This is a genomic window from Leminorella richardii, assembly GCF_900478135.1.
Taxonomy (GTDB): domain Bacteria; phylum Pseudomonadota; class Gammaproteobacteria; order Enterobacterales; family Enterobacteriaceae; genus Leminorella; species Leminorella richardii.
The window spans coordinates 2,266,002-2,283,489 of the sequence record NZ_LS483470.1 but is presented as its reverse complement, the minus strand read 5'-3'; the positions used below and the strand labels follow the sequence as shown (position 1 = coordinate 2,283,489).

Annotated in this window: 14 protein-coding genes; 7 read left to right on the top strand and 7 right to left on the bottom strand. The window is 52.9% G+C overall.

The genetic code is table 11. From position 1 onward, the window contains the following. Positions 1-26: 26 nt before the first annotated feature. The 4 genes from DQM29_RS10415 to DQM29_RS10400 all read left to right on the top strand — a co-directional run bounded on the left by DQM29_RS10415 (position 27) and on the right by DQM29_RS10400 (position 4,301). Positions 27-728: a Bax inhibitor-1/YccA family protein gene (locus DQM29_RS10415; protein WP_111740633.1), complete on the top strand. Its 702-nt coding sequence runs from the start codon at positions 27-29 to the stop codon at positions 726-728. Positions 729-960: 232 nt separating this feature from the next. Next, the gene (gene rhlE / locus DQM29_RS10410; protein ID WP_111740632.1) at positions 961-2,286 is read left to right on the top strand and encodes an ATP-dependent RNA helicase RhlE; all 1,326 of its coding nucleotides are present in this window, start codon (positions 961-963) and stop codon (positions 2,284-2,286) included. A gap of 86 nt (positions 2,287-2,372) precedes the next feature. After that, positions 2,373-3,320 carry a hypothetical protein gene (locus tag DQM29_RS10405; protein ID WP_111740631.1) on the top strand — a complete coding sequence of 316 codons (948 nt, stop codon included), beginning with the start codon at positions 2,373-2,375 and terminating at the stop codon, positions 3,318-3,320. 243 nt (positions 3,321-3,563) lie between these two features. Then, positions 3,564-4,301 carry a tetratricopeptide repeat protein gene (locus tag DQM29_RS10400; protein WP_111740630.1) on the top strand — a complete coding sequence of 246 codons (738 nt, stop codon included), beginning with the start codon at positions 3,564-3,566 and terminating at the stop codon, positions 4,299-4,301. Between the two features lie 199 nt (positions 4,302-4,500). Here DQM29_RS10400 and DQM29_RS10395 read toward each other — a convergent pair whose 3' ends face one another. Together DQM29_RS10395 and DQM29_RS10390 are read right to left on the bottom strand one after the other, a co-directional pair. Next, complete coding sequence (locus DQM29_RS10395; protein WP_111740629.1) at positions 4,501-5,322, bottom strand: ankyrin repeat domain-containing protein; 822 nt, start codon at positions 5,320-5,322, stop codon at positions 4,501-4,503. 184 nt (positions 5,323-5,506) lie between these two features. After that, the gene (locus DQM29_RS10390; protein WP_111740628.1) at positions 5,507-6,604 is read right to left on the bottom strand and encodes a glycerol dehydrogenase; all 1,098 of its coding nucleotides are present in this window, start codon (positions 6,602-6,604) and stop codon (positions 5,507-5,509) included. A 410-nt stretch (positions 6,605-7,014) separates the two neighbouring features. On the opposite strand from DQM29_RS10390, the gene DQM29_RS10385 reads away from it, so the two are divergent. The 3 genes from DQM29_RS10385 (at position 7,015) to DQM29_RS10375 (ending at position 11,094) form a co-directional block, all read left to right on the top strand. After that, on the top strand, positions 7,015-8,286 hold the full coding sequence (locus DQM29_RS10385; RefSeq protein WP_111740627.1) for an MFS transporter: 1,272 nt from the start codon (positions 7,015-7,017) through the stop codon (positions 8,284-8,286). A gap of 61 nt (positions 8,287-8,347) precedes the next feature. Then, complete coding sequence (gene ilvD / locus DQM29_RS10380) at positions 8,348-10,063, top strand: dihydroxy-acid dehydratase (RefSeq protein ID WP_111740626.1); 1,716 nt, start codon at positions 8,348-8,350, stop codon at positions 10,061-10,063. A gap of 119 nt (positions 10,064-10,182) precedes the next feature. Beyond that, positions 10,183-11,094, top strand: a complete 912-nt coding sequence (locus DQM29_RS10375; protein ID WP_111740625.1) for a dihydrodipicolinate synthase family protein — start codon at positions 10,183-10,185, stop codon at positions 11,092-11,094. A 124-nt stretch (positions 11,095-11,218) separates the two neighbouring features. Here the strand turns inward: DQM29_RS10375 and DQM29_RS10370 are convergent, their stop codons facing one another. From DQM29_RS10370 to DQM29_RS10355, 5 genes are all read right to left on the bottom strand, one after another. Further along, positions 11,219-12,421 (bottom strand): fimbrial protein, encoded by a 1,203-nt coding sequence (locus tag DQM29_RS10370; protein ID WP_111740624.1) that lies wholly within the window; start codon positions 12,419-12,421, stop codon positions 11,219-11,221. Then, entirely contained in the window at positions 12,421-12,711 is a 291-nt protein-coding gene (locus DQM29_RS18115; protein ID WP_145960359.1) for an IS1 family transposase, read from the bottom strand. The genes DQM29_RS10370 and DQM29_RS18115 overlap by 1 nt, the downstream gene beginning before the upstream one ends. Before the next feature lie 10 nt (positions 12,712-12,721). Continuing rightward, complete coding sequence (locus DQM29_RS10365) at positions 12,722-15,268, bottom strand: fimbria/pilus outer membrane usher protein (protein WP_111740623.1); 2,547 nt, start codon at positions 15,266-15,268, stop codon at positions 12,722-12,724. A 119-nt stretch (positions 15,269-15,387) separates the two neighbouring features. Beyond that, a complete protein-coding gene (locus DQM29_RS10360) occupies positions 15,388-16,092 on the bottom strand; it encodes a fimbrial biogenesis chaperone (RefSeq protein WP_111740622.1) in 705 nt (234 codons plus the stop codon). A gap of 82 nt (positions 16,093-16,174) precedes the next feature. Beyond that, positions 16,175-16,732, bottom strand: coding sequence for a fimbrial protein (locus tag DQM29_RS10355; RefSeq protein ID WP_111740621.1), 558 nt, complete (start codon positions 16,730-16,732; stop codon positions 16,175-16,177). Between the last annotated feature and the right edge of the window lie 756 nt (positions 16,733-17,488).

Below are 17,488 nucleotides of genomic sequence, written 5' to 3'. Positions count from 1 at the left end.
GGTTCAAATTAAGAAGGACAGACTTAATGGATCCTCGTTATAACGGTACTATCACGCAGCGCGCTGAGAGCGGTCTTCAGGCGTTTATGGCTCAGGTCTACGGATGGATGACCTGCGGGCTGCTGCTGACTGGCTTTACCGCCTGGCTGGTGCCCGGCACTGCGCTGCAGGATTTTATTTTCTCCAGCAAAATTACCTTTTACGGGCTGATCATTGCTCAGCTTGGCGTGGTCTTTTTCCTGTCGGGCATGGTTTCTCGCATTAGCGGCGCGATGGCGACTACGCTGTTTATGCTCTACTCCGTCTTGACGGGGCTAACGCTTTCCAGCGTGTTTATTGTTTACACCTCTGCGTCTATTGCCAGCACGTTCTTTATCACGGCGGGCACTTTTGGCGCGATGAGCGTATACGGCTACACCACCAAGCGCGACCTGACTAAGTTAGGCAGCCTGATGGTGATGGGGCTTATCGGTATTCTGCTGGCCTCTATTGTGAACATCTTCTTAAAGAGCGCTCCGCTTTACTGGGCTATCACCTATATCGGTGTGATCGTGTTCGTTGGCCTGACCGCCTACGATACTCAGAAGCTGAAGGCGATTGGTGAAGAAGTTTCTATGGACGACCGCGAAAACTATCGCCGCTACTCTATTATGGGTGCGTTGACGCTGTATCTGGACTTTATCAACCTGTTCCTGATGCTGCTGCGTATTCTGGGTGACCGTCGCTAAGAGTGACTCGGTATATTTCGTTAAGGGCGCGTTTATCGCGCCCTTACTATTTAGCTTTAGCGACGCGTCTTCTTTCGTGACACGCCTTCTCGTTTAGTATACCCTTTCGCGTCCGGCGTACTTTCGGTCTACGCCTGTGATTGCCACATCCCCCTTTTGAATGTCTCGTCAGGGCCGTAGCAGCGCCATCGCCACTCTTGGCGGGCTGCCGGACGAGTCTGGAGCTTTTTTCATGTCTTTTGATTCTCTTGGCCTGAGCGCCGATATTCTTCGCGCTGTGGAAGAAATGGGCTATCGCCAGCCTACGCCCATCCAGCAGCAGGCCATTCCTATGGTGCTAACTGGTCGCGACTTAATGGCCTGTGCGCAAACCGGAACCGGTAAAACAGCCGGGTTTACGCTACCGCTGCTACAGCGCCTGACGGCTGACACTGCGGTGGCAAAAAGCGGTCGTCGCCCAGTACGCGCGCTGATTTTAACGCCGACCCGCGAGCTGGCCGCACAGATAGGCGAAAACGTTCGCGACTATAGCCGCTATTTGAAAATTCGCTCTCTGGTGGTGTTTGGCGGCGTCAGCATCAATCCACAAATGATGAAGCTGCGCGGTGGTGTAGACGTTCTGGTGGCAACGCCAGGTCGCCTGCTGGATTTGGCGCACCAAAACGCGGTGGATCTTTCTCAGGTTGAAATTCTAGTGCTGGATGAAGCCGACCGTATGCTGGACATGGGCTTTATTCACGATATTCGCCGCGTGCTGGCGCGTTTGCCCGCAAAGCGGCAAAACCTGCTGTTCTCCGCTACCTTCTCTGACGACATCAAGGCGCTGGCTTCGACGCTGCTGCATAATCCGGCTATGGTTGAAGTGGCTCGGCGCAATGCGCCGTCCGAGCTGGTGGATCAAAAAGTGCACTTCGTAGATAAAAAGCGCAAGCGCGAGCTGCTGTCACAGCTGATTGGGCAGGGGCAGTGGCGCCAAGTGCTGGTGTTTACCCGCACTAAGCACGGTGCAAACCACTTGGCAGAGCAGCTGAATAAAGACGGCATTAGCGCGATGGCTATCCACGGCAATAAGAGCCAGGGTGCGCGAACGCGGGCTCTGGAAGGATTTAAGCAGGGCAATATTCGCGTGCTGGTGGCGACGGACATCGCCGCCCGCGGCTTGGACATCGAACAGCTGCCCCACGTTGTAAACTATGAGCTGCCCCACGTGCCGGAAGACTACGTCCACCGCATTGGGCGCACCGGCCGGGCGGAGTGTAACGGCGAAGCGCTGTCGCTGGTTTGTGTTGATGAACACAAGCTGCTGCGCGACATTGAGCGCCTGCTGAAGTTTGAAATTCCGCGCCTTGCGCTGCCGGGCTATGAGCCGGATCCAAGCATTAAGGCCGAACCGATTGTGAACGGGCGTCAAAACCGAGGCCAGCGCAGCGGCGGCGGCGATCGCCCTCAGTCACCGAGAGGCCGTGGTCCTGCGCCAAAGAGGGAAGGCGAACAGCGTCAGGGGCAAGGGCAGCGTCGCCGTAAGCCTCAGGCGGCGCGTAGAGCGACGGAAAATTAAGTTAAAGCAGAGCTAAAATAGAGCCCACTCTAGCGTGGGCTTTTGGATTTTAGAGTTCGGGTAAGATAACAAATCGAGGGAATGAAATGATAAAGAATATGGCGTTATTGGTACTGGCGTTCGTTTTAACCGGGTGCGATCTGTTTGAAAGCGGCGTCCCTTACACGCTGGATAATCCGACAGGCAAAGCTATTACGGTGAGTCTGGACAACAAGAATTACGATCTTGCGGCAACCAGTAACGTGAAGGTTGAGCTTAAGTCCGGCATTCACACGCTTTCTTATGACGGGGAAACGGCGACGTTTTACCTGTTTAAGGGCAGTAAAGGCGGGCTGATTAACCCTACGCTATCAAATTACTACGTAAATTACGTGTTTTATAAAACGGCGAACGACGGCTATGACGGCAATAAAATGGCTGAGCAGATGCTCAAAAGCTATGAAAATACTCAGACAGTGTTAGATAGAAGCATAACCGGCCATTTCGTAAAATACGATAGCCTGCTGATTGAAAAGCTTGGAGACACCTACAGCTGGTTTTTTGACGTCGATCAGGACTATTCCGACGCTGTTTCCTCTACTTCTGCCATTAAAGTTATGGGCAAGATTTTCCGTGAGGGGGACTTTGCTGCCGCGGTGTTTGACGTATTACCTGAGTCGTACAACTCTCCAGAGCCTCGTCGCCGCTTTTCGGATCTGCCTCTGTTTTATCCGTCTTTTACCATGCTGCACGAGTGTGCTCAGATTAACGCCTACTTTCTTGATGTTAATCGCAGGCTAATCGCTCTACAGGGGATACAGACATCCGATGCCGAGCGAGAAGAGATCAAAAAGGGCATGCAGATGCACAACATTGATTTCTCTAACGCCAAAAAAGAGTGCCCGAAAAAGGATTTTTACGTTGAAACTGACGTTGGTGGCTATAAAAGCCGCAGTTTGGATAACGATGCGATTAATGCCTACGAAGAACCAGAGAGAAAATATAACGATGGCATGAAGTGGATTATGGAGCGCCGGCTGTTTTTATTAAAATAAACCACAGCCTGTTGTGTATTTTGTGTATTAAGGTAAGCCCACGCCGTGTAAAGCGTGGGCTTTCTATATTGGCGTCGACAGGTTTTTGACATCATCCAAAGATGGGATGTCCCGCTTTTCGAGATTTACTCCATTTTATCGCAATGCCGCCGCCGAGCGGTTGTCTGCATGAGTGATTATCCCGTAGAATAGCGTTCTGCATTGGACTGTAGATATCTTTTTATTCTGGCAAGGAGCGCTAAGATGCCCGCGTTGTTGATCGTTTTTATTCAGGTGATGTGCGGTATTCACGCCGTAAGAAGCGGGCAGGAGCGCTACTGGCTCTATTTGATCATCGGCCTGCCGGGGCTGGGCTGCGCTATTTATGCGCTGGCAGTGATGGTTCCCGACTGGCTGGGCAGCCGAGACGGCAGAAAGCTGGTGCGTCACGCCCACGATAAGGTTGACCCCGAGCGCCACGTGCGGATGCTGCGTGAAGAGCTGGAGATTACGGAAACCAGCCAGAATCATGTTCTCCTAGCGGACGAGCTTACGCGCATCGGTCAGCACGAAGAGGCCGCAATTCACTACCAGAAGGCGCTGAGCGGCATCTTTATTACCGATCCGGATATTATGCTCAAACTGGCTTACGCCCAGCTGGCCAGTCGCGATGCGCTCTCCTGTCGAAATACCCTCGATGACCTCATTAAGCACAATCCAGACTTTACCTCACCCGACGGCCATCTGCTGTACGCTCGAGCCCTTCAAGAGATGGGTGAAACCAATAAGGCCGAGGACGAATACCGCACTTTGATTGAGTACTACGCCGGGCCAGAGGCGCGCTTTCGCTACGCCGAACTGCTGAAAGATCGCGGAGACTTTGCGGATGCTAAGCATCAGCTGGAAACTATCGCGCTTATCGCCCGCCGCTCTAAGCCGCACTACCGCAAGCTGCACAAGGCTTGGTTAAATAAGGCGAGCCAGGCGTTGAAATCGCTGTAGTTGGGAGCGGTAAGAAAGCCAAGGGATTTTAAATCCCTTGTGTTTTTTAGTTAACCGCCGTATAGGCGGCTTAGAAATAGACAATGGACGTTTGAGCGCTACACGCTGCGTTAACCGCCGCATAGGCGGCTTAGAAAAGTTCATCGATATGCCTATTACGCAGGCGGTGGTTAACCGCCGCATAGGTGGCTCCAGCGTCTTACTGGCTAAGATAGATTACAGGTCGGAAAGAAGCCGAGCCGCCCCAGTAAACGGTAAAGCCGAACTGCCGGAAAGCATCAACTATCTGTTGACCTACGCTTTCCATATCTTTATTCGCTCCGTTCGGGGCAGCCCAAAAGGCCAGTGACAGCTGGCTGGTTCTCTTGGCGCGGTTAAGGTCTTGGCGAGTATAAAAGCAGAATCCTGTCAGTCCGGCTTTCTCACCTCCCTGCGCCAAATAGTCTTCAGAGCAGTCGCTAAAGCCGTCTTCCTGAGTCGTGCCCGCATCGTGTAGAGCGACCAGTCCGTTTTCCCGCAGGGCAATAAAGACATTTTCGATGCGTTGACGAGCCTCTTTCCACTGCGAAGCCGTCATTTTTACTGGCGGAATATCCGGTTCGGGCTCAGGAATAGGGAAGCCGGTAAGCGCTGACAGATATTCCTGTACTTCGGGAGCCATGGCGTTAACCACAATATGCGGGCCGCTGCGGTCTGTGCCGTAATAAGTATCGGCCTTTGCGCCAGACTCAACCAGCAGCTGAACCGGAGCAAGGGAAGGTGAAAATTCAGCGGCCAAATACAGCGCAGTACGCCCATCTTTACTGGGCTGCTCTAGCGGACTTCTCGCCTCAATCAGACGTTGAATGACTGAAGCAATAGCGGCCTCTTCAGCAGAGTTGGTGCCCATCGCAGCGCAGTGAAGCGCGGTAAAACCATAGTCGTTGACTGCGGCAGGATCAGCGTCCGCGCGCAGAAGCGCATCTACCCGCTGTAGGTCTCCCGCTCTGGCGGCGGTGAAAATATCGCTACTGTTGCTCATGGCTTTCTCCTGAAGATTATCCTTAATAGGGCGTCTGCATCGTGCGTCCAGCATAGAGTAATGGATGAGGCTGTGTTCGTGAAGATAAAAGGAGGAGGGGAACGCCGGGTGCTGGATAGCATTGTGTAGAAAAAATTCGGCCCCGTGGAGAGGGGCCGATATTGGATCAGCTGTGCTTTACCTATCAGGCCGCTTTACGCCGACTTCCTTCCGCATCGGCAGCGCGCAGGGCAGCCAGTACGTTAGCCGGGGTCACTTCGTACGGCTCGTTGTGCATGGTTTCACCCTGTTGGCAGGCGGCTTCGGCCACTTTCAGCAGGTCGTCGTCGCTGACGTTGGCCAACCCGATGTCTGCAAGCGTAGTTGGCAGGCCAACGCTCTGGCAGAAGCGGTAAACCGTATCGATAACATCAGGTTCGCGGTCGGTCAGCATCAGCATAGCCAGCGTGCCGAAGGCCACTTTCTCGCCGTGCCAGTAGCTGTGAGTTTGTGGCAGCACCGTCAGACCGTTGTGAATAGCGTGTGCCGCCGCCAGACCGCCGCTTTCAAAGCCAAGGCCGGACAGCAGAGTGTTAGCTTCAATCACATGCTCTAGCGCCGGAGTCACCTTCTGCTGCTCACAGGCGGACTTAGCCAGGACGCCATACTGCAGCAGAGTGTCATAGCAGAGGCGAGCGAGACCGAAGGCCGACATCGGGCCGGGGCGACCGGTCATGTTGCCCGCCATTTTGATGCGGCAGTCTTCGGCTTCAAACCAGGTTGCCAGCGCGTCGCCAATTCCGGACACCAGAAAACGCACCGGTGCCTGCGCAATTACGCTAGAGTCGACGATCACAACGTCAGGGTTGCGTGGGATCATCAGATAGCGCTTGAACTGACCCTGAGCGGTATAGATAACCACCAGTGAACTACAGGGCGCATCGGTAGAGGCCAGAGTCGGCACGATGGCGATAGGGTGCTTAAGGGCGGCACCGGTTGCTTTGGCGGTATCGAGAGTTTTGCCGCCGCCGATGCCGACGATAACCTCAGCGCCGTAGGACTGCGCCAGCGTGGAGATGCGCTCAATCTCTTCATCAGAACATTCGCTGTTGAACACTTCAACCTGATAGTCGATTTTCCCCTTTAACGCTTGGTCAATGTGGCTTCCCAGCTTTTGATTAACGACGGGATCCTGCAAGACCAACGCTTTCTTGCCCAATCTCAATAACTCATCCGCTAAAGAATGTTCTATTGCACCAGCACCCTGTACATAGCGTCCGGGAAAAATGGCGGTAGTGATCATAACTGTCTCCTTAATAGTGATTTAATTCTGTATATAGAACTATTGTTCTGTATTGTGTTCTATATTTCACTCTTAATAGAGGGGCGTCAATAGGAAAACGCCATTTTTTGACAGAAAGTGCATTTTGATCTGATTGAATAATATTTAAATAAAATCATGGTGTTATGGTTTTGTGCTGGCGTAATTCCATTCTGTTGGATGGATTCAGCACTGGGAGTATGAAGTGGCTCACAGTTATCTAACTTTTTTATGTTCAGTGATTGACACGCTTGTGAGATGAAGAGAATATTGTTTTATATATAGAACATTGGTTCCATATATAGAACAAATCTCGAAAGGGATAAGAACACGAGTAAAACAAAGCGTTTCCCTGTTAAACATTAAGCGGTTGAGCCAAGGAACACTAACCAATGAGTACTGAAACTAATAAGCCTGTAGGGAAAGGACGCTGGATGCATATCATCCCGGCTACCATTCTCGTCTATATCGTCGCCTACATGGATCGTACCAATATCGCGATCGGCATTGCCGGCGGCATGGATAAAGATCTTGGCATGACGGCTTCTTTTGCCGGTCTGGTTGCCGGGATATTCTTTATCGGCTACATCTTTCTGCAAATTCCCGGCGGTCAAATCGCCGAACGCTACAGCGCCAAGAAGTTTATCGCCTGGACGATCGTCGCCTGGGGCGGTTTTGCGCTGTTAACCGGCTTTGTTCAAAACCAGACTCAGCTGCTGATTATTCGCTTTATCCTCGGCGTTGCCGAAGGGGGCGTTTATCCAGCCATTCTGGCGCTGATTGGCCACTGGTTCCCTAATGAGGAGAGAGCCCGAGCCATCGCCTTCTTCCAGATGAACCTGGCCGTTGCCTCTATCATTACCGGTCCGCTGTCCGGCTGGCTGATTGAACTTCACGGCTGGCGTGAAATGTTCATCATTGAAGGCGTGCTTTCACTGGCGCTGCTGTTTGTATGGATGCCGATGGTGTCTGACCACCCTCATCAGGCCAAGTGGCTGGATCCGAAAGAGCGCGAGTGGATTGAGCGCAAGCTGGAAGAAGATAAACTCAATAGCACTATTGACGACAAGGCCAGCATCAGCACTGTGCTGCGCAGCGTTAACCTGTGGAAGCTGATCGGCATTTACTTCTTCGTTCAGGTCGGATTCTACGGCTTTGCCCTGTGGATGCCGAATCTGATCAAAAACCTGACCGGCAGCGGCATGACCATGGTAGGCGTATTGACTGCCGCACCTTACGTGCTGTGTATTTTCGGTCAGTACTACATCGCTAAATGGTGTGACAAGACCATGAACCGCCGCCTGTATACGGCGATTCCACTAGTGGGCTTTGCCGTCTGTTTGACGCTGTCTCTGGTGATGAAGGACAGTATCTGGGTTTCCTACGGCATCATGGTGCTGTGCGGCTTCTTCCTACAGGCCTATGCCGGTCCGTTCTGGACTCTGCCGCCGCTGCTGTTCCCGTCCAACGTTCTTGGCGGCGTGCGTGGCTCTATTAACGCACTGGGCAACCTCGGCGGCTTCATTGGCCCGTATCTGGTTGGTCTGTTGACAATGACAGTCAGTCAGGATGCCGGCATGTTTGTACTGGTTGCTGCACTGCTTATAGCTACCGGGCTACTGTTTACTTTACCCGCCATTACGGCACGCCCGCCCAAGAAGTAGCGGTCGACCAATAAATACAGTCATGACTGTCATGATTGAATGAAACACGAGGAATAGAGCAATGGAACAAAAATGTCAGGGCGCCCGCGACCTTTGGTCTCAGCTAGACGCACTACGCATGGGCATGAACTACAGTAAAGAAGATACCAAAAAGCCGCAGGTGCTGATTGATGACTGCTACGGTGAAAGCCATCCCGGCAGTTTCCATCTGGGGGAGCTGGGTTACGAAACCGTACTGGGCGTGCATGAAAGCGGTGGTCGCGCAGTGCGCCACCACGTGACCGATATCTGTGACGGCTGGGGGCAGGGGCACGACGGGATGAACTATATTCTGGCCTCCCGTGAAGCCATTGCCAATATGGTGGAAATTCACGCTTCAGTAGTGCCTTATGACGCTGCCGTACTGATCTCCAGCTGCGACAAGTCAGTGCCGGCACACCTGATCGCCGCTGCGCGTCTGGATATGCCGCTGGTACACATTCCCGGCGGTTCTATGCGCCCTGCGCCGAACATGAGTACTTCCGATCTGGGAGGATTAACCGCCAAGCTGAAGAAAGGGGAGATCGGCATTAAGCAGGTTGAAGCTCATCAGCAGTGCGGTTGCCCAACGGCGGGCGCCTGCCAGTTTATGGGAACCGCCAGCACCATGCAGTGTATGTCAGAAGCCTTAGGCATGGCTCTACCGGGCAGCGCTATTATGCCGTCTACGATGTCAGAGATCCGTCGCGTATCTCGCGCAGCGGGCCATCAGGCAATGTATTTGGCGGAAAAGGGTATCACCAGCAGCAAAATCCTGACGCCGGCGGCGTTTGAAAACGCCATCAAGGTGCACGCGGCTATCGGCGGCAGCACCAACGCGCTGATCCACCTGCCTGCCATTGCTCACGAGCTGGGCTGGGAACTCAAGCCGGAGACCTTTGACCGCATCAACAACTCTATTCCTTACCTGACCAACATTCAGCCGAGCGGCGAATACGTGACCGAGCTGTTCTGGTTTGCCGGCGGCGTGCCGATGATCCAGTGGCTGCTGCGCGACAAGCTGGATCTGGACGTGATGACGGTGACAGGCCGCTCGCTGGGTGACAACCTGGATATGCTGCAGCAGTCTGGCTTCTTTGAGCGTAACCGCGGCTATCTGGCGAACCATCGCGTGGCTCCGGAAGACGTGATCAGAAAGCCGGAATCTGCCACCAAGATTGGCTCAATTGCCATTCTGAAAGGCAACATCGCTCCGGACGGCGCGGTTATCAAATACGCAGCCTGCCGAGCAGACATGCACCAGCATACCGGCCCTGCAAAAGTGTTTAACTCAGAAGAAGATGCGCAGCAGGCGATCATCAACAACCGCGTTGAGCCGGGCGATGTGCTGTTTATTCGCTACGAAGGGCCGAAAGGTTCAGGCGCACCGGAAATGCTGATGACCACCGATGCCATCGTTTACGATGCCCGTTTGGACGGTCGCGTAGCGCTGATCACCGATGGTCGTTTCTCCGGTGCAACTAGCGGTCCGTGCGTAGGTCACGTCTCGCCGGAAGCGGCAGACGGTGGACCGATTGCGCTGGTAGAAAATGACGACATGATCGAGATGGACGTCCCCGGTCGTCGCCTGAACATCGTTGGCGTGAAGGGTGAACGCAAGACGCCAGAAGAGATCGACGCCATTCTGGCAGATCGTCGCTCTCGCTGGGTGCGCCCTGACTACTCGGCTCGTCGCGGTATCTATAAGCAGTTTACTGAGCGCGCAGCGTCCCTGATGGCGGGTGCCTATACCAGCTAGTTAAACGTAGTGACGTAACAGTAAAGAAGTAACAGGTAAAGCGCGGCGCGCTGTCGGATAAGGGGCAGTGCGCCGTAAGCGAAGTTTTCATGGAGTAAGACAGGTAAAGAAGGTAAACAATGGCTGACTTAAGCAAGTTTTGTGGCGTCTATCCGCCGGTTCCCACCATATTTCACCAGGACGGTCGCCTTGATACCGTCGGGATGGGCAAGTTAATCGATAAGCTGATTGGTGAAGGCGTAGACGGCATGCTGATCCTCGGTAGCGGCGGTGAGTTTTGCCATATGCCGAAAGCGCGTCGTTTTGAGGTGGCAGAGTTTGCCGTTAAGCATATCGCCGGGCGCGTGCCAGTCATGCTGGGCATCAGCAGTCCGAGCACGGAAGAGGTGATTGAGTTTGGCTTACATGCTGACTCGCTCGGCGTAGATGCCGTGCTGGTACTGAATCCCTACTATGCGCTGCTCAGCGAAGAGTTTATGTATAACCACTTCAGCCGAGTAGCCCGCGCAGTGAAGTCACCGGTGATCCTGTACAACTTCCCCGCGCTAACCGGGCAGGATATTAGCGTTGGCCTGATTAAGCGTCTGGCGGAAAATGAGCCGAATATCATCGGCATCAAAGACACGGTAGACAACATCAGCCACGTGCGGGAAATCATTAATCAGGTTCGCCCAGTGCGTTCGGACTTTGTGGTGTTCTCCGGTTTTGATGAATACATGATGGACACGCTGATCATGGGCGGCAACGGCGGCATTCCGGCCACGTGTAACTTTGCCTCCGAGATCACCTGCGGTATTTATCGCGCCTGGAAGGCAAAAGACTTTAACACCATGTTTAGCCTGCAAAATAGGCTGTCTCAGCTGTCGACGGTCTACAGCCTGGAAACGCCGTTCTTTGGCGTGATCAAGCAGGCCATTCGCCTGAGCGGGCTGGATATCTCCACCGAGGTACTGACGCCGGTTGAGCGACTGTCTAACGAGAAGACGCTGAAGCTGGTTGAGGTAATGAGAAGGGCGGGGATTAAGGTTTAGCGCCGCTGCGGCAGATTGCCTGAACCTGAAATAGAAAAGCCGGGAATATCCCGGCTTTTTTGTATCTCTTTCTTAACCGGCACTCTTTTGATTGACGGAGAGTGCCTTGACTATCGCTGCCGTTTTACAGATAGGTTATTGTAAAAACCAGCGCCCCGTTTGCCTTACCGCCTTTTATGCTTGACGCGTACTGAACGTATCGCGCTCTCAGCGGAAGGGTATAGGTTGCTCCATCATCAGTACCTAAGTTGAGAAAGCCGGCGGAACTTAGGCCGTTGAGGTTGATGTTATAGGTATATTCTCCTCTTCTGGCAACTTCAATACCAATGCCTTCCGCAGAGTCCGGCCCGCTTTCCAACAGAGCTGTTCTTGCGTTATAAGTACCATGAACGCTGTTAAACGTGGCAGATACGCTGTTGGCTTTGGTTCTTCCCGTGGTTAAGCCTGTACGTTCAGTGTAATTATATCCATATCCAGAACCGTCCGAGGTGGAATAGCCATAAAAGGGCGGGCAGTCTTTCAGAACAATCTCAAAATCTTTCCATTCGGTTCCGCTACCGACCCCGGTAAAGTCGGCGCCCTGATGCGTACCCAGTTCGACGTCGACGACAGGCGTTGCCAGTTGACAGGTTTTCGTGTGCATCGTCATCACGCCGTTAAAGTTGATAGTCATATACGGCTTTTCGAACAGAGCCGGCGCAACAGCGCCGACGGAGAGCTGGATGGTCGGAAATGAAGCGCTCAGCACCTGCTGAGTTCCCGCTGCAGCAATAGGGCCGGTTTTAATCAGCTCTACGCCGATACTATTCATATAGCCAAAGTTTTGTATCGTTGAGGCATAGGTTATCGGCACAGATCCTTGAAACCAAGAGTCAGGGTATTTCCAAGTGTTCTGACCCGCTGACCAGACGTTAATCGCGACGCCAATCCCAGGAACGTTAGTCGGATAAACGGCTTTATTGCCAAAGAACGTAGGGGCACCCGACGGCATAGCGATAACGTCAGCCTTCATGTACGTATCAAAGGTGGCAGGAAGATCGGCCTCTTCCACTTTACAGCGCCATCCTATTCGCTTCTCATTGGCAACGGCAAAGTTATAGCGACCGCTGTAGATAACGGCACCAACGGCTATATCTTCCCCAATGGTTGCGATATCAGGGCCTATGACAGGAACTGAGAAATCTTCATAATAAGTAGGGGTAAAAGGCTCGCAGGAGGCGGCCTGCGACTGCATGGTCGTCAGCGCGAAGGTGCTAAATAAAAGTCCACCTAACAGCCTGAGAGATCTCTTCTGCGGTGAGAGTAAGCGGGCGGTTATGTTCATCATCAATCTCCCTTATTCTGCTGATAAAGCTTTAATCGGCTGCTGACCGTGTTAACACTGATTTTTAAGTGGGCGCTAATTCTTCCTGGCGTCCAGCCCTGCTCGATGAGTTGACTGACCTGCTCATTGACCACAGGGTGATTGCCCGGGTAGTAGTACTGGGTTTGAAACGTCTTCCAGCACCCTTTACAGTAGTAGCGGGGCAGTCCTGATGTGCCTTTTCCGTGCTTTGTCACTCTGCCGTTTTCATGGCAGTAGGGGCAGCGCGGATTGAATATGTTTGGCGATCTCATGGCGTCACTTTTACTCACAGCGAGAGTTAAACTTAATGGTGGTGTTGTTTTCCAAATCTGTATTGGCGGGCATCATGTAGCGCACCCAGCACTGCCGATCCGGCGAGTCACCCCACACAACCCGTACTCTTCCTTCCGTTGACGGAACGCGAGCGAACAGGCGGCCTCCCTGACCGACGACGCCAATACGGCGGCCGCTGTCATCAAAGGCTTCTGCCCCGAACGGCAGCGGCTGGCCGTTAGCCATCGGGGCGTTAATCAGCGCCGGGTAGCCGACGGTGGTGTCGTACTTCACTTTCACCACTGCGCCGCTGTATGGCGCTACTTTTTGACTGGTCAGATTCAGCTCGACGTTGTTCGAGAGGCCTTTCGGGCTGATTTCCACTTCGTTAAGCTGATAGGCGGTCAGATACGGCACTAGCGCATAGCCGAAACCGTCTACCTTGATGCCGGGATAGCCGACGATCTTAGCGCCTTTGGCTCCACTGGCTTCGATCAGGGCATAGGTATCTCCGCTGTAGGGAGACAGAGTCAGGCCGCCAGAGTGAGCCACCATCGCTCCGCTCATCCCCGCTGAGTAGGTTTCATAGCTTTTACCGCTACCCGCCAGCGCGCTGAACGTGGTATACGGCGTGCGCACGGAGCCATTAGCCACGATGCTGGAGCTGCTGCCGCGCCCCTCACCGCCCTGACGGTTGTGACCTGCGGTGACGTTGTAGCTGTACTGACGCTCGTCACCGGACGTTCCTGAAGCAAACAGCTGTTCGTTCATGGTGTTGCCCGGCCCGCGAGTCACGGTGGTACCCATCTGGTTAAAGCCGAACAGGCTATCCAGAGGGAGCATCAGGTTTAGCATGTAGGTGTTTTGAAACTTGCCGAAGGCGTCCTGATTGCGGTTGACGCTCAGGCTGTAGTTCAGTTTCTTAAAGCGATTGTTGTAGCCGAACTGATACTGACGATCGGTGCGCTCATCGTTCCAATAGGCCTGCTGCCAAGCGCTGACGTAGAACTGCCCCCAGCCTTGCGGCATGGGCTGAGAGGCGCTGATCATCAGGCGGTTTTTGGCTCGTCTGAACTGCGATCTGTTGTAGTTGCGAGCGTCGAATTCTCGATTCGACATGGCGGTCATAAAGTCCATGTAGCCGTCGGTGGAGAAGCGATAGGCCGCCACTGACAGGTTACTGCCGGTGCTTTGTACGATTTGGCTGTACTTGAGCTGGTAGCTTTCTCCCGACATGGAGCCGCGATCGACGCCCCAGGCGCTGCCCAACTCGGTACGGGCGTGAGTGACGTCCAGCGAGAAGGCACCAATCGGTGTACCAATAGAGGCACCGCCCTGCACGGCCTGATAGTGGTTATTGCCCTGTAGGCCGCTGTACAGCGTCAGGCTGTTATTGATACCGCGCCGATAAGAGCCCTCCATTACCACCGGCTCGCTTCTTAGCTGGGTTGAACGCAGTTTGCCGTAGGTCAAACTGTAGTGATGCGTTCCGGGGCGCAGCAGGTTACTGGTGGCCGCGTAGGGGATCTGGAAGTTCTGCTGTGAGCCGTCCGCCTCTTCGATAGAGACGTCCAGATTGCCGCCGTAGCCGGTAGGGTACAGATCGGTAATTTCAAACGGCCCCGGTGCGACGGTGCGTTCGTAAATGACGTAGCCCCCCTGACGGATAATCACTTTAGCTGCCGTGTGCGCCGTCCCCCTCACTACTGGCGCATAGCCCTTGACTGAGTTAGGCAGCATCTGCTCTTCGTTGGCTATCTGCGCGCCGCGAAACGACAGGGTGTCAAACAGCTCTCCTTTGGTGTTGGCATCGCCTACAAGCAGTCGTCCCTGAATTGCGGGGATATCCCGCTGTAGATAGGTATTGATGTTGTTGTAGTCGCTGCTGGCATCGCTGGTTTTGGTATAGACCCCGTTATGGCGAAAATACCAGCCCTTTAGATTAAAGCCGCCGTTAAAGTTGCCATAGAGCGTGTCGTTATCCTTGCCGTTAAACGTTGTGCGGCTGGCGTTCAGGTTGTAGCCCAGCGTTGCTGCAGTAATACCCGTATCCCACTGTTCTGGGTTCACATAGCCGCGCGGGCGCCGGACAATATAAATCTCCGGCAGGGTCAGGTTAAGGGACTGCTCGTTAGCGTCAAACGCCACCGAGCCCGAGGGCAGCAGGCGGTTCAGCGCCAGGCACTGATCCTCTTTATGACTGGCAATTTCTTTTTGCGCTTCTGGCGTTAGTCGTTCGACGTTGATATCCAGCGCGGCGAGTGTTGAAGGCTTCACGCAGATATCGACTTTGGGCGCTCGCTTGCCGTCTACGGTAATGTCCTGAACTTTGACTTCATCCCGACCAATGCGGCGACCGTTGAGGATAAGTTCGGCGCTGTGAGTCCCGGCAGGCGCCAGATCTTGGTTATAGCGCGTCAGATCGATGCGCTGCTGGCTTCCTGGGCTCATAAAGTAGGGATTAAATTCGATATCGTCATCTGCGCCAGCCCAGCCGGGGAGGGCTAACAGAACGGCGGCAGCAAGCGGTGACAGGGAACGATGAAAAGAGGGCATGTGAATTCCTTTCACTCAAAGCGCCGTAACGGGGCGGCGCGATAGTCGATAAAGACAAAGCAGTTTTTCTTTTGGCGCCGATACTGCGGCGCTCGCTTTGTGGTGTCAGTCCACGGTGTTTACGGTGTGACTGGCTGCGGCGTTGGCTTGATGCCGCCATAATCATTGATATAAGAAGGATAAATAGTGCTTGGGCTCTTCTTCAGTGGGAAAAACTCTTTTCCTCCGGGGGCAATCATGCCGCCGTCACCGATAAGGCGTTTACCCTCTTTGTCTTCTGCGATGTTGGCCATCGACACGTGGTAGGGCGTTGGGTTAGTGCCCTCTACGCCGCCTTTAACCTTTTTCCAGGTGACAGACTGTCCGGCCTGGTTAGCATTGCCCGGCAGACCGGCCGGACGATAGAAAATCTTGATGCGTGAACGAAACGCCATCTGGAGCTGGTTTTGTTTTTCTTTGTTCAGCGGGGGGACTTCCAGCACGCTGAGCCAGAATACAGACTCTTTGTCCGCTGGCAGCGGCTCGCCGGTGTACATTAGGCGCAGTGTCTGGCCTTTTCCCGCGTTGATGCGGTTAACCGGTGGCGTAATGGTAAATGGCGCTTTGGCAGTTTCCGGCGTTGCATCTGGATCGCCGTCGTCTACCCAGCTTTGAGCCAGAACGGGTTTATCTCCCCGGTTATCGATTTTCACCGTCACCTCGCGTTCACCGGCAGGGTAGATAACGCGTGTGCCGGTAATGACTATCCCTGCTAACGCGGGTGTCGCCAGAATGAAAGAGAGTGCAAGCGCTGCGGCGCTGCGATAGACGGTACGGTGGTTCATGAAGACTTCTCCCTGATGCGGGGCGCGACAGTGCCGCACCCCGTGTAATGCTCATCAATACGATTAATCGGTAAGCGGACGATTAGAAGTAGTTGATGGTGAAGTTAACGGCGCTGGCAACCAGACCTGGGGTAGAGGCGCCTGTCGCGTAGTACTCAACGGCGTACGGCAGCGTGGCAGAGCCTGAGGTCAGGTCATAGGTGGTAGAAGAAGTGTGCTGATCGGGGCTACCCACTTTGATGGCGTTGCCAGTGGCGGCGTCAACCAGCTGCAGCTGGACGTTAGTTGCTTCAGTGCCGCCAGTAATGGTGTTGTTCAGGCGGTAGCCGATGGCATCAACGGTAGAGCCGTTTTCAAAGAATGCCGCAGCGTTAGTAACAGAAGCAGAGCCGGAGCAGTTGCTTAGCTCAATGTTGAAACCAGTACGTTTGGCTGTGGCGCCAGCCGCCGCCAGTTGGCTCTTGTCAACGGCAGCCAGAACAACTGTCGCTGGGCTTGAGTTTCCGTCGATGGTGATATCACAGGTCTTGTCGATAACTTCACCGGTAAAGTTAACGGTACCGTTAGACGCCGCTTGAACAGCCGTAACGCCAAAGGATGCAGTGATAGCGGTAGCTAAAAGAAACTTATTGAACTTCATAACAAACTCCATTTTGATCTTACATCGTCATTTAAATTGGAATAATCAACCCTGATAGATGAAATATCTTTTAGGCTAACTATATCCCTCACTGTGCGAGCAATAGGCTTAAAAGGGCGACTGGCCCCTTTTTTAACTTTTGCTTGCATAAACATTCCCACTTTTAGGTAGAATGAGAATTCTTTACCAAAAACCAATCAATAAATGCGTTGTTTGTTTTTTGGTCATTAACACTTAAGATACTTTTACTTACGTGCGTGATGAATTTTAAAAAGTTGATGAAGGTGTCTATCAAGGTGTTGGGATATGTGTTTATACCCTCAGATCTGGATGAGGCATTCTATCCTTGACGAGACTTATCCATCCTTTAGTGAATTAAACACGATCTATAATCTTGTGTAAAACGACAATAATGATGTTATATTCTAAATTGTTTTAACAAATTGGATCATAATCTCATATTAGATCTAATGAGCGACATCAAAACGATCTATTGGATCTATCTTTGGTTGATATCACTATTTTCAGTATCTGCTTATATTTTTTCTTTTTAGTTGATTTTTTATGTATAGTTTTTTTATGCAATTATTATTGTGTAAACATGGGGGGTTCTAGATAATGAAAAAAATTATTATTTAATTTTGTTATTTTAAAATGTGTTGATTTTTATTGTTTTGATAATGTTTTTCCGAGAACACTCTTTAGCTCTGGCCTAGAGCTAGCCAAATCGATTGTTAATTCTCCCCTGAATCGCGA

What these genes read in the sequence shown, in the direction of transcription:
- DQM29_RS10415 (WP_111740633.1), top strand. Translation starts at nt 27, where the DNA reads ATGGATCCTCGTTATAACGGTACTATCACGCAGCGCGCTGAGAGCGGT.
- rhlE (WP_111740632.1), top strand. Translation starts at nt 961, where the DNA reads ATGTCTTTTGATTCTCTTGGCCTGAGCGCCGATATTCTTCGCGCTGTG.
- DQM29_RS10405 (WP_111740631.1), top strand. Translation starts at nt 2,373, where the DNA reads ATGATAAAGAATATGGCGTTATTGGTACTGGCGTTCGTTTTAACCGGG.
- DQM29_RS10400 (WP_111740630.1), top strand. Translation starts at nt 3,564, where the DNA reads ATGCCCGCGTTGTTGATCGTTTTTATTCAGGTGATGTGCGGTATTCAC.
- DQM29_RS10395 (WP_111740629.1), bottom strand. Translation starts at nt 5,322, where the DNA reads ATGAGCAACAGTAGCGATATTTTCACCGCCGCCAGAGCGGGAGACCTA.
- DQM29_RS10390 (WP_111740628.1), bottom strand. Translation starts at nt 6,604, where the DNA reads ATGATCACTACCGCCATTTTTCCCGGACGCTATGTACAGGGTGCTGGT.
- DQM29_RS10385 (WP_111740627.1), top strand. Translation starts at nt 7,015, where the DNA reads ATGAGTACTGAAACTAATAAGCCTGTAGGGAAAGGACGCTGGATGCAT.
- ilvD (WP_111740626.1), top strand. Translation starts at nt 8,348, where the DNA reads ATGGAACAAAAATGTCAGGGCGCCCGCGACCTTTGGTCTCAGCTAGAC.
- DQM29_RS10375 (WP_111740625.1), top strand. Translation starts at nt 10,183, where the DNA reads ATGGCTGACTTAAGCAAGTTTTGTGGCGTCTATCCGCCGGTTCCCACC.
- DQM29_RS10370 (WP_111740624.1), bottom strand. Translation starts at nt 12,421, where the DNA reads ATGATGAACATAACCGCCCGCTTACTCTCACCGCAGAAGAGATCTCTC.
- DQM29_RS18115 (WP_145960359.1), bottom strand. Translation starts at nt 12,711, where the DNA reads ATGAGATCGCCAAACATATTCAATCCGCGCTGCCCCTACTGCCATGAA.
- DQM29_RS10365 (WP_111740623.1), bottom strand. Translation starts at nt 15,268, where the DNA reads ATGCCCTCTTTTCATCGTTCCCTGTCACCGCTTGCTGCCGCCGTTCTG.
- DQM29_RS10360 (WP_111740622.1), bottom strand. Translation starts at nt 16,092, where the DNA reads ATGAACCACCGTACCGTCTATCGCAGCGCCGCAGCGCTTGCACTCTCT.
- DQM29_RS10355 (WP_111740621.1), bottom strand. Translation starts at nt 16,732, where the DNA reads ATGAAGTTCAATAAGTTTCTTTTAGCTACCGCTATCACTGCATCCTTT.